This window comes from Clostridioides sp. ZZV14-6154, from assembly GCF_020657785.1.
Taxonomy (GTDB): domain Bacteria; phylum Bacillota; class Clostridia; order Peptostreptococcales; family Peptostreptococcaceae; genus Clostridioides.
In genome coordinates this window covers 222,349-234,541 of sequence record NZ_JAGWCY010000004.1, presented here as the reverse complement: position 1 = coordinate 234,541, position 12,193 = coordinate 222,349, and the positions used below count along the sequence as shown (strand labels likewise).

The following is a 12,193-nucleotide window of genomic DNA, read 5'->3' as shown; positions in this document are numbered from 1 at the left end:
ATTATTTTAACTCTAATTTGTCATTCTATAAATACTTTCTACACCAGGAATTGCTTTTAATTTTTTCATTAGAATTTTCAATTCCTCCGTGTCATTAACTTCTACAAGTAGATTTATACTTACAATACTATCTTTTCCTTTTCTTGCATTTATTCCATTTAAGCTAAGTTTATCCATTGCAACAATATGAGTTATTTCATTAACAATTCCTCTTCTGTCAGCAGCCTTTATTTGAATCTCAGCTTCAAACTTGCCTTTACCTGCTGAACTCCATGAAACTTCCACTAATCTATTTTGGAAGAAATCTCCATTATTATTTGCATTTGGACAATCCGCTCTGTGTATAGCTACACCTCTACCTTTAGTGATATACCCCACAATCTCATCTCCTGGAAGTGGATTACAACATTTAGCAAACCTTACTAAGATATTATCAAGTCCTTTTACTATAATACCTTGTGATGAATTTTTCTTTCTCTTTTTGCTGTATTCTGTTTCACTCATATTGTGTTTATTTAAATCTTCTTCTTGCATCTGTTGTTCTTTTTTTACTTTTTTAATTTCTTTTAAATACAAATCTTTTACTTTAGATACAACTTGAGATGACATTATACCACCATAACCTACAGTTGCAACTAAATCTTCAACACTTGGCTGATTAAATTTCTTGGCAACTAGTGCCATGTATTTTTCAACAAGAGGGTCTTTCTGTGGTATATCATGTTTCTTAAATTCTCTTTCTAATATGGTATTCCCACGGTCAACATTTTCTTCTCTTCTTTCTTTCTTGAAAAATTGTCTAATTCTACTCTTTGCATTTGGTGTTTTTACTATGTTAAGCCAGTCTCGACTTGGACCATTAGAATTAGATGATGTAAGTACTTCAACAATATTACCATTTTGAAGCTTATAATCAATAGGTACTATTCTTCCGTCAATTTTTGCTCCAACACATTTATTTCCTACATTTGTATGAACTCTATAGGCAAAATCTATAGGAGTTGATTCTGCTGGTAATTCAATTACATCTCCTCGTGGAGTAAATACATAAACCTGACTATTAAATACATCTTCTTTAAGTGCATCCATAAATTCTTGTGGGTCTTTTAAATCTTTTTCCCACTCCATCATTTGTCTTAACCACTGAAGTTTCTCTTCAACTTTTACTTCTTTGCCAGAAATACCTTCTTTATATTTCCAGTGTGCTGCAATACCATTTTCTGCTATATTATGCATTTCATGAGTCCTTATTTGTATCTCTAAAGGCTCTCCATCAGGCCCTACAACAGTAGTGTGTAATGATTGGTACATATTTGGCTTTGGCATTGCTATATAGTCTTTAAATCTACCTGGAATAGGTCTCCATAATGTATGAACTATACCAAGTACAGCATAACAGTCTTTTACATTATCTACTAGTATTCTTACGGCTGTTAAATCAAAAATTTCTTCAAAAGTCTTGTGTTTTTTCTGCATTTTTCTATAAATGCTGTAAAAATGCTTTGGTCTACCATATACATCACATGGTATACTTAAATCTTTAAACTTATCTTTAAGAAGCTCAACAATCCCTTGTATATAGTCTTCTCTTTGACTTCTCTTCATTGACACTCTATCAACTAATTCATAGTACCCTTCTGGGTCCATAAACCTTAATGCTCTGTCTTCTAGTTCCCACTTTATCTTAGATATACCTAATCTGTGGGCTATACCTCCATAAATCTCTAGTGTTTCTTTTGCTTTATACTTTGCTTTTTCTGGAGGCATGTATTTTAATGTTCTCATATTATGCAATCTATCAGCAAGCTTTATAAGTATAACCCTTATATCTTTTGCCATTGCTAGAAACATTTTTCTTAAATTTTCAGATTGAGTTTCTTCTTTTGAACGATATTTTATCTGACCAAGTTTTGTTACTCCATCAACTAAATCCGCTACTTCTTTCCCAAATTCTTTTGTTATGTCTTCATAGGTATATTCTGTATCTTCTACAACATCGTGAAGCAAACCTGCTGTTATAGTTTCAATATCTAATTCCATCTCTATTAAAATATTTGCCACTGCCAATGGATGAATAAAGTATGGTTCCCCAGATTTTCTATATTGTCCATCATGCGCTTTTTTTGCAAGATTGTAGGCTTTTTCAACCTTTTCAAAATTTGCATTAGGTGCATAAACTTTTATCTTTTCAATTATTTCTTGTAATTCTTTATCATGCATATAACCACCTATTTTGTATAAAATTTTAATATATATGAAAATAGTTGGTGCTATACCAACTATTGTAAAAGTACTAGTATTTTATAAGAGAATTAACATCATAGTTAGATAACTTTTCTCTCCCATTTAAGAATTCTAGCTCAATTAAAAATTGCATAGAAACTACTTCTCCACCTAATTTTTCTACAAGCTTAGCAGCAGCTTCCATAGTTCCACCAGTAGCCAATAAATCGTCTACTATTGCCACTTTTTGACCTTTTTTAATTGCATCTTTATGTATTTCTAAAGTATCCGTACCATACTCTAATCCATACTCATAACTCTCAACTTCTCCAGGTAACTTTCCAGGTTTTCTAATTGGAATAAATCCTACTCCTAATGCATATGCTACAGGTGTACCCATCAAAAATCCTCTTGCTTCTGGCCCTACTACTAAATCCACACCTTTGCTTTTCAATTCTTCAGCCATAGAATCTACTGCATATTTAAATGCCTCTCCATCTTTAAATAGAGTTGTAACATCTTTAAAATCTATACCTGGCTTTGGGAAATCATCAATATTCCTTATAAAGTTTTTTAAATCCATGGGAAACGCCTCCTAATAACTGCTATTGTATTGTTTTTCTAATTTTTTTAGATTATTGAGTATTAAACTCTCATTTAAATCTAATTTTTTCTGTGGTTTTGGCAATATTCTTATGAGTACAGAATTTTTTTCATAATTTAAATTAAAGTCAAGTAAATTTAATTCTCTAAACACATTCAATATCGTAAAAAACTTTAATGGAATTACATTAAAAGTTCCCTTTATATTTACCATATCTAAATCAATTTCTTTTTTTATAAGTGCTTGTTTATAAATTGTTATAAATTCATCTCTTGATGGAACTATATTACTAACTACATTCTTTAAATATAATAGGTCTGTTTTATTATAATATTTTATAATTTCACTTTCTTCTCTTTTATTCTCATATATATACGAATATTCGCCTTTATTGTATAAATAATCATAAAGAATAATATTATTATATCTTTTTAAGTCTATTTTATCAATATTAGGAGAAAATATAAGCTCTAATTTATCAGTATTTTTGTTAATATCTTCAATAATATTGTAATTTATGTTAAAATCCAAGTCTATGAGTGATACATCTGATATGGCTCTATAGAATCCATTTATAGAATTAGATATTATCAATGTCTCTTGTTCAAAATAATCAAATATATTTATATCTGTATTTCCATCAAACAATTCAAAACCAGACTCAGATATATTATACAAGCTTTGTGAATCTTTTGGTATTATTTTTGACATTAATTTTAGCGAAAGTTTGTCATTACTTGCACTTTTAGGTCGAGCTAATCTAATATCTTTAAGTAAAAACTGCACTTTCCTATTTCCCATATAGTTATTTTCATCTAGTTGGAACAATACATCGACTTTATCTCCTACCTTATACAATGATTTTAAATGACTCATATTGAACCCTATACATTCATAGCACTTTTCATTTTCTACGCTTAATTTCAAATGTTGTTGATTTTTACCTATGATTTTTAAATCTTTTAGAATATAATTTCTAACTATAAATCTAGGATTAGGATTATTTAATCCAAATGGTTCTAATTTATGTAATTCCTCCACAAGATTTAAACTTATTACATTTTCTTGTAGTTCAAATTCAACATTTACATTTTCTATCATATCATCTTCAGTCAAATTATAATCTGCAAACTTATTTATTTCATTAGCCAAAGCTTCCACATTTTCTGAATTTAAAGACAATCCCGCTGCTTGTTCATGCCCACCAAACTTAGTCATTAAGTCTTTGCACTTTACAAGAGCCTCAAATATATTAAATCCTTTTATTGACCTTGCTGAGCCAGTAGCTTCTCCATGTTCTACACCTAAAAGAATCGTTGGTTTGTAGTATTTTTCAGTCAACTTAGATGCTACAATTCCTATTATTCCATGTTGCCAACCTTCTTTAGCTAGAACTAATACTTTATCATCATTATATCTGCTATTAGACTTTAACATTTCCTCAGCTTCATGATACATCTGAGCCTCTATCATCTGTCTTTCGTTATTTTTTTCTTCCAATATATTAGCTATTTCAACAGCTTCATCTTTAGATTGAGTAGTAAATAACTCAACACCCAAATAAGAATATCCTAAACGTCCTGATGCATTTATTCTAGGCCCAATTGCAAAACCTATATGAGAAGAACCTATTTTATCACTTTCTACACCACAAACTTTTATAAGCTCTCTTAATCCAATATTTTTGCCTTCTTTCATTAATTTTAAACCATTTTTTACAATTATTCTATTTTCATCCACAAGTGGAACAATATCACAGATAGTTGCCAATGTTACTATTTCTAAATAATCGTACATGCTAGCCTTAAAATCTTCTTTTGGAGTAAGTGCTTGTATCATTTTAAATGCTACACCACATCCACATAGTGCATCAAATGGATAGTTACAATCTTCTTGCTTTGGATTTATTACTGCAAAAGCTGAGGGAATTTCATTTTGGCATTCATGATGGTCTGTTATTATAACATCTATACCCAAATTATTTGCTAGATTAACCTCAGATACTGATGTAATTCCACAATCAACACTTATAATCAAATCACATCCCCTAGAGCTTATAAGCTTTATAGCATCTTCATTTATACCATAGCCTTCTTCTAGTCTATTTGGAATATAGTAATCCACATGATATCCTATACTATTAAAATATAAGCATAAAATAGAAGTAGAAGATACGCCATCAACATCATAATCCCCATAAATCCAAATTTTTTCTTTTTTATCAATAGCTAACTTTATTCTATCTACAGCCTTTTGCATATCTTTCATTAATAAAGGGTCTCTTAAATAGTCTAAAGATGGATTCATGAATATTTCTGAATCTTTTTCAGTATATATACCTCTATTTTTTAAAATTTGGCAGATTTCCGGGGAAATATTAAGTTTTTTGCTAAATTCACTTTCCTCTATCTTCCCTTTGTATTTCAGTGTCCATTTTTTCAAATTTAATTCCCCCTAATCTTTTTTGTATTTTGACCTAATACTTCTTATAACTAAGCATAGCCCTATTATAAAAGAAATAAAGAACCCTGCTATAGCAGTAAATTTTATCCATATATTATTTTCTATATTTGGTGATGCAATTATAAGTGAAGAACCTACTATAATCGATGCTAACACTAAACTCAGTGATATTTGAGACGTTAACTCTAGTATACAATTTTCTAATCTTATCATTTTAACATCTTCAATTTGCATTTTTATATTATTTCTTTCTACATTTCTTAAGATTGCTTTTAACTGTTTTGGAATAGTTTTTACATCAAGTAATATCTCTTCTACATTTTGTCTTGAGTTTAAAACTACATTCTTTGGATTGAATTTATTTTTATAATGATGCTTCATAAATTCTTTTCCCATAGAGCCAAGAGAAAAATCTGTATTTAAAGTTCTACTTGTACCCTCTAATGTTATAATAGTCTTTGCAAGTGTTACAAACTGTGCAGGCATAATTATCTTATACTGTCTAAAAAATCTAAACAATTCATTTAATATATCTGTCACATTTATCTTTTCTATAGAGATATCATAATAGTAATGTATTAGATACAGTAAATCCTGTCTAAGACCTTTAACATCAGCTTCTCCATTTAATGCATCCATTTCTATTAACAAGTATATTATTTTATCAACATTTTTTTCTACACCAGCTAATGCAATTTCATTTAATTGGTTCAAAGTTTTGTTATCAATAATTCCAATCATTCCAAAGTCTATATATGCTATCTTGTTTTTACCAACTATAAATATATTACCTGGATGTGGGTCTGCATGAAAAAAACCATGTGACAATACCTGTATAAAAAAAGACCTAACACCTATTTCAACAATAGTTTTTGTATTGTAGCCTAATTTTCTTATTTTTTCTACATCACTTAACTTTGTACCTTTAACTTTCTCCATTACTAAGATTCTCTTACTGTTATATTCTGAATATACTTTTGGTATATATACTTCATCACTATTTTTAAATATCCTAGAAAATTTAGTTGCATTTATAGATTCAAAATTGTAGTCAAGTTCTCTCATTAATTGAGTTTGAAATTCTTCTATCATTTGTTCTAAATCTAAATTAAAGTCTTTTTTTAAGTCTTTTAATGTATGCGCAATAGTTCTAAGAATCTCCAAGTCAGATTTTATTATCTTCTCTATATTAGGTCTTTGAATTTTTACAATTACTTCTTCTCCTGTTTTAAGTATTCCTTCATAAACTTGACCAATTGAAGCTGCTGCTATTGGTTCTTCTTTAAATTCTGAGAATACTTCCTCTATGCTTAATCCTACTTCTTCTTTAAATATTTCAATGGCTATATTTGAATCAAACTTCTCTACATCATCTCTAAGCTTTGATATTTCATCAATTATATCTTGGTCTAACAAGTCTTTTCTTGTACTCAATATTTGACCTATTTTTACATATGTAGGTCCTAGTTCTTCTAAGACTCTTTTCATTCTCTCACCAGTTGTCATATTTTTTATTTCTTCTGGTGGGTCAAATAGTGGTATTTTATATGCTATGCCCTCTATATTTAATCTTTCTACAATAAAGCTAAAACCATACTTTATCAAAATATATCCAATTTCTCTATATCTCTTTAAATTCCTATAACTTATTCTCAAATTTTTTCACTCCTAGAATAGGTATACCCAAAAACTTACACCTTAATTTATCTATGCCTACGACATTATTTTACTAATTGATATACTAATATCTTATATCCTCTTTAATATTTAATTTTATCACATATACTAGTAATTTTATTAAATTTCTTTAACTCAGTTAATTTTTATTTTTGACATTTCATACCTATTCTAAACAACTGCTTTCTCAAAATTAAAATAAATTAGTGGTTGCCTCAAAACAAATTTAAGCATGTTTTGAAACAACCACTCTTTAATTATTATTTTTGATTCTGTGCTGCTTCTAAATACCATTGATATGACTCATCAATATATTTTTTATCTTCTTCAGTAAGTTCTCTAACTACTTTTCCAGGAGAACCCATTATTAAAACTCCTGGTGGAAACTTTTTATTAGATGTAATTAATGTACCTGCTCCTATTAAAGTGTATTCTCCTATTTCAGCATTATCTAGTATTATTGAACCCATTCCAATTAAAACATTGTCACTAATCTTGCAACCATGAACTATTGACCTATGTCCTACTGTCACATTATTCCCAATTACAGTATTTTCATCTCCATGTACTATTGAACAATCTTGTATATTAGTATTTTCTCCAATAGTTATTGGCCCTTCATCTCCTCTAACTACTGCATTGTACCATACACTTGAATCTTTACCGATTTTAACATTTCCAATTATATCTGCTGATTTTGCTACAAAGACACTTTCATCAATTAAAGGTTTATCTTCTAAATAATCTCTAATCATATATAAACAACTCCTCTAAGATATAAATTTAATTATTTGCTCCTTCTAACATTAATTTTGCTTGTATCATAATAGAACATTCTGTACGCTTTCTTTGCATTTCACAGCCCAACTCATATGGTTTTGATATATCATTGTTGAAATTTATTGCATTGGCATGACATCCACCTGAACAATAGAACTTATTCCAACATTTTTTACACTCTTCCTTAGTATATACATGAGCTTCTCTAAATGTATTTTTTAACTTTTCTGGAAGTACAATTTCTTTATCCAATATATTTGCCATTTTAAATTCTTCATTTCCAACAAATTGATGACATGGGTATATGTCTCCACTTGGTGTTACAGAAAGATACTCATTTCCAGCACCACATCCAGTTATTCTCTTTATTACACATGGTCCTTGATTTAAATCTATCATAAAATGGAAAAATTTAAATCCATCTCCTTGTAATTGTCTATCTGCATACTCTACAGCAAATTTCTCATATTCATCAAATATCTTTGGTAAATCTTCCTCCCTAAGTGCATATGGATTACTTTCATCTCCAACAACTGGCTCTACAGATGTTAATTTAAATCCTAAATCTGCAAAATGCATAACATCTTTAGAAAAATCTAAGTTATCTCTTGTAAATGTACCTCTTATATAATAATACTTATCTTTTGCTCTTCCTTCTACAAGTTTTTTAAATCTTGGCAATGTAATATCATAACTACCTTTGTCATTTAAAGTTGGTCTCATATTATCATTGACTTCTTTTCTTCCATCTAAACTTAAAACTACATTATGCATATTTTCATTTATATAATCTATAATTTCATCATTTAACAGCACACCATTTGTAGTTATTGTAAATCTTATATTTTTATTATAATCCTTTTCAATACTTTTTCCATACTCAACTAATTGCTTTACAACTTCAAAGTTCATTAGAGGCTCTCCACCAAAGAAATCTATCTCTAAGTTTTTTCTACTTCCTGAATTAGCAATCAAATAATCTATTGCTGCTTTACCAACTTCAAAACTCATAAGTTCTTTTTCTCCACCGAAATCCCCTTGAGCAGCAAAACAATACTTACATTTCAAATTACAATCATGGGCTACATTTAAACATAGTGCTTTTACTACAGGCTCTCTATGTACAAAACTTGGATGATATTGATATGTATCTTCTGTATATAAAAGACCTTCTTTTTCTAAATTTAATATTTCTTCATATGCTTCATTTATTTTTTCTTCTTGATATTTAGATTTTAATATATCTAGCACTTCTTCTTTACTTTTGTCTTTATAAAAATCTAATAAATCGTATGCAACATCATCTAATACATGAACAGCTCCTCCATTCACATCTAAAACGATATTATATCCATTCATAGAAAATTTATGTATTATACTCATAACCTACCTCCTAAACTACTATCTATACTAAAGTTTTTTACTGTTTTAATTAAACTTTACCCTTCATTATATCATACAGTTTGCTTAAAATACATACAATACAAAAATGACTTACTACTAGTAAGTCATTTCAATGGATACACTATATCCCCCTAAATTAGCACACTTATACATTACAAAATAAAGTATATTATGTGCTCATAAAATAAAATATTTGTTCATAATTGCTTGTTTTATATTTATTAAAGTATAACAATTTCTTTTTTATAATAATTATATGTAAGTAATTTACTTGTTTTATATTTATTAAAGCATAATATTTTTTTATAATGATTTCATATGAATAATTGCTTGTTTTTAATTTATCTTTTTTAAATTCTTAATTTCTTTTGGTACCTTAGGTTGATGTATAATCCATGGACAAGTGCTATTTGCTGACAAAATTGCAGTACTCAGTGCTAATGAACTAGCACACTTCATAATTTTCACAATAAACTTTTTCATAATTTAATTCTCCCTCATACACATTTTACTTATACTTTTTTTAGATTTTAATTTACCTAATACTAGCATTATACAAATCCAAAACATTGCAAAAGCACTATATATAAAGTAATCCATAAACACATTTAATGAAAAACTTGAAACTGTCATTAACAAGACTACTGTAGATATAGATATAGCAATTTTTTTATAAGTTAACTTTTCTACCTCACTTATAGGATTACTTTTATGCTCTACTGGACACATAATACAAATTCCAATCCAACTAATACTAGCAATAATCATAATAATATTTTTAAATAAATCTACATTTAGATTTTCTATAATAAATATTGTAGATAAAATTATAAAAACAAAGGTTAATAGACATCTAAAATAGTTATTTGCATGATACCCTCCAGAAAATTGTCTTATTGGACAGTAACATATTAAAAAAAATAATATATATGTAAATTTCCCAAATAAAAAACCTAAGAGTAGTATGGTCGTTATATTAACTATAAAAGCAATTAATATTTCAAATCCATAAGAATACACCCTAGATTCATTGCTATCTATCATATTTTTATAAATTAAAACAGATGTCATTTTATCAGCATATCTCTTAAACATTATTACCTCCAGAAAAAAATTTTACATATATAGAATAGCGTCTTTTTTGAGAAAATTCAATATATTTTTCAAAACTAGTTATTGAAATTGTAAAACTGGTCAAAAAAAGACCTATATAATCATTTTGTTATTTTTTATATAATAAAAAAGTTATAATAAAAGAGTTTTATTAAGCTTTATATGCATAAAAGCACATAACTTATAGCGTATAAGTTGTGTGCTTTTATTTTTATTATAAATCTTTAATTTTATATTTATTTTTATGATATATCTTAGCTTTGCTTTTACTTTCATAATATATATGTTTAACTTTGTTTTTGCTTTACATATTGAAGTGCTTTTCTATTCTGTTTTACTGCCTCTAAACAAACTTTTTCTGTTTGATTTTCTACATATTCCAAAGCTCTGTAATTCTGTTTTACTGCTTCTAAGCATAGCTTTTCTGTTTGATTTTTAACATATTTCAGCATTCTATAGTCTTGTCTTACTGCTCTTAAACAAACATCCTCTGTTTGTTCTTTTACATATTTAAGTGCCTCAAAACTTTGATTTACTGCTTCCAAGCAAACTTTTTCTGTTTGCTCTTTTACATATTGTATAGCACTGTAATTTTCTTTTACTGCCTCTATACACATTAATTCTGTTTGCTCTTCTATATATTTAAGAATATTTCCATTTTGCTTTACTGCCTCTACACATATTTTTTCTGTTAGTACCTTTATATAGCTCAATATCTCTTTTATTTCAAAATCTTTAAATGAGCCCCTTATAGCTTCTATACATATTTCTTCGGTCTGTTTCTTTACATATTGTAATACTTTTCCATTCTGTCTTACTGCCTCTAAGCAAATGTCCTCTGTCTGCTCTTTTACATATTGTAGTGATCTTCCATCATTTCTTACTGCCTCTAAACAGATTTCTTCTGTCTGCTTATTTACATATTGAAGAGCCATATAACTTCGTCTTACTGCTTCTATACATATTTTTTCTGTCTGTTCATTTACATAATACAAGGCAAAATCATTTTGCTTTACTGCTTCTATACATATTTCTTCTGTCTGTTCTTCTACACAAGGCAATGCACTATAGTTTTCCTTTACTGCTTCTAAACATATACTATCATTTTGTTCCTTAACATAAGCTAAAGACTTTCCATCTTTTTTTACTGCTTCTAAGCATATTGTTGGAGTTTGCTCTTTTATATCCTTTAATATTTCTGCCACATCATTTTTTGATGCCCTTTCTATTAATTCTAAGCATACTTCTTCTGTCTGCTCTTCTACAAATCTAAAAACTTCCATAACATCATGAGTTGATGCACTTCTTATAGCCTCAATTAATATATTTTCTGTCTTGTCATTTATGTAATATAAGGCTCTGTAATTCTGTTTTACTGCTTCTATACATATAGCTTCGGTTTGATTTGTTATGTATTTGAGAGCTTTATAAGTCTGTTTTACTGCCTCCATACATACCCTATCAGTCTTATCTTTTACAAATTCTATTATTGTACCATCTTGCCTTACTGCTAGTAAACACATTTCTTCAGTTTGATTTTCTATGTCTTTTAATTCTCTATAGTCATATTTCACTCTGCTTAAGTCATTTAAATGCACATTATTATCTTCTTCTGAATTATCCTCATTAATTTCTATATCATCCTCAAATTCTTCATCATCTAAATAGTCATCTTTTTCTGGCAAAAACATAGATTTAATTTTATTTTTTATATCCATAAAATTAACCTCCTTTAATACGATTTTATCATTAAAGTAAAGCATTTTTAAGTATTTATTTAATTAATTTTATATTAAGTTCTTTTAAAAGTCCATTCATTGTCGATAGATTCTATTTTATATTAATAATTTAATTATAAACATGCGGGGTAATAAAGTTAATAGTGGACATTTTCCATCCCATTAGTATACACTATTTATATTTAATACT

The 12,193-nt window shown here is 28.1% G+C and carries 9 protein-coding genes; all 9 read right to left on the bottom strand.

The window, feature by feature from the left end:
* Positions 1 to 12: 12 nt before the first annotated feature.
* Positions 13 to 2,220 (bottom strand): RelA/SpoT family protein, encoded by a 2,208-nt coding sequence (locus KGF45_RS11580; RefSeq protein WP_227827518.1) that lies wholly within the window; start codon positions 2,218 to 2,220, stop codon positions 13 to 15.
* 73 nt (positions 2,221 to 2,293) lie between these two features.
* Positions 2,294 to 2,806 carry an adenine phosphoribosyltransferase gene (locus KGF45_RS11575; RefSeq protein ID WP_227840122.1) on the bottom strand — a complete coding sequence of 171 codons (513 nt, stop codon included), beginning with the start codon at positions 2,804 to 2,806 and terminating at the stop codon, positions 2,294 to 2,296.
* A gap of 12 nt (positions 2,807 to 2,818) precedes the next feature.
* Complete coding sequence (recJ, locus tag KGF45_RS11570; RefSeq protein ID WP_227840121.1) at positions 2,819 to 5,269, bottom strand: single-stranded-DNA-specific exonuclease RecJ; 2,451 nt, start codon at positions 5,267 to 5,269, stop codon at positions 2,819 to 2,821.
* Between the two features lie 12 nt (positions 5,270 to 5,281).
* Positions 5,282 to 6,946, bottom strand: coding sequence for an ABC1 kinase family protein (locus KGF45_RS11565; protein ID WP_227827521.1), 1,665 nt, complete (start codon positions 6,944 to 6,946; stop codon positions 5,282 to 5,284).
* Positions 6,947 to 7,227: 281 nt separating this feature from the next.
* A complete protein-coding gene (locus tag KGF45_RS11560; RefSeq protein ID WP_227824277.1) occupies positions 7,228 to 7,722 on the bottom strand; it encodes a gamma carbonic anhydrase family protein in 495 nt (164 codons plus the stop codon).
* Positions 7,723 to 7,750: 28 nt separating this feature from the next.
* Positions 7,751 to 9,130, bottom strand: coding sequence for a thioether cross-link-forming SCIFF peptide maturase (scfB, locus tag KGF45_RS11555; protein WP_227840120.1), 1,380 nt, complete (start codon positions 9,128 to 9,130; stop codon positions 7,751 to 7,753).
* A 357-nt stretch (positions 9,131 to 9,487) separates the two neighbouring features.
* Entirely contained in the window at positions 9,488 to 9,634 is a 147-nt protein-coding gene (locus KGF45_RS11550) for a cyclic lactone autoinducer peptide (RefSeq protein WP_227434483.1), read from the bottom strand.
* A 3-nt stretch (positions 9,635 to 9,637) separates the two neighbouring features.
* On the bottom strand, positions 9,638 to 10,246 hold the full coding sequence (locus KGF45_RS11545) for an accessory gene regulator ArgB-like protein (RefSeq protein ID WP_227827523.1): 609 nt from the start codon (positions 10,244 to 10,246) through the stop codon (positions 9,638 to 9,640).
* A 305-nt stretch (positions 10,247 to 10,551) separates the two neighbouring features.
* Positions 10,552 to 11,982 carry a DUF4116 domain-containing protein gene (locus KGF45_RS11540; RefSeq protein ID WP_227842598.1) on the bottom strand — a complete coding sequence of 477 codons (1,431 nt, stop codon included), beginning with the start codon at positions 11,980 to 11,982 and terminating at the stop codon, positions 10,552 to 10,554.
* Positions 11,983 to 12,193: the final 211 nt, after the last annotated feature.